A 937-nucleotide genomic window follows, 5' to 3' on the forward strand; every position below is an offset into this window, starting at 1 on the left:
CCTTAGGAGAAGGGATGACTCCGCTTATAAAAATGCCTAAGCTGGGTAAAGAAATGGACATTCCAAACTTATATATGAAAGATGAAGGTATTATTCCAACGGGATCATTTAAAGCTAGAGGCGCCGCTGTAGGGGTGTCAAAAGCAAAAGAACTGGGCGTTGAACAGTTAGCGATGCCCACAAATGGCAATGCCGGAGCTGCTTGGTCGCTTTATTCGTCACGCGCTGACATAAAAGCAACCGTTGTCATGCCAAAAGATKCGCCTGTTATTACACGAAATGAGTGTGCTGTCGCTGGAGCTGACCTTTACTTAGTAGATGGACTTATTAGCGATGCAGGGAAAATTGTTGGTGAAGCTATTAAAGCCTGGGGTCTTTATGACGCTTCTACGCTTAAAGAGCCGTACCGAATCGAAGGCAAAAAAACAATGGGCCTAGAAATTGCTGAACAGTTTTCTTGGAATCTTCCTGACGTGATTTTATATCCAACAGGAGGAGGCGTTGGTTTAATCGGCATCTATAAAGCGTTAAATGAATTAAAAGAGCTTGGCTGGATCACAGGTGATCTTCCTCGTTTAGTTGCGGTACAAGCTGAAAACTGTGCGCCTATTGTAAAAGCATGGAATGAACAAAAACAAGAATCTGAATTTTGGCCGGATTCTTCAACCATTGCCTTTGGGATTAACGTACCAAAAGCAATTGGAGACTTCTTAGTTTTAGAAGCCGTATACAATACAAATGGATGTGCGGTTGCGGTGGATGAAGATAAGATTGTGGAGGAACAAAAAAAAGTTGCACAGCTTGAAGGTTCGTTTATTTGTCCGGAAGGTGCTGCAACATTTTTAGCTGCACGCCGTTTGCGAGAAGAAGGATGGATCAAAGAAAACGAAACGGTTGTGGCTTTAAATACAGGGCTTGGAGTTAAATATCCAAACAC

General features: G+C 42.7%; 1 protein-coding gene. It reads left to right on the plus strand.

Features of this window, described 5'->3' with window-relative positions:
• A partial coding sequence (locus AC1DRF_RS29795) for a threonine synthase (protein ID WP_477742546.1) occupies nucleotides 1-937 on the plus strand: 937 nt, incomplete at both ends.

The organism is Priestia sp. P5_B4 (genome assembly GCF_056400385.1).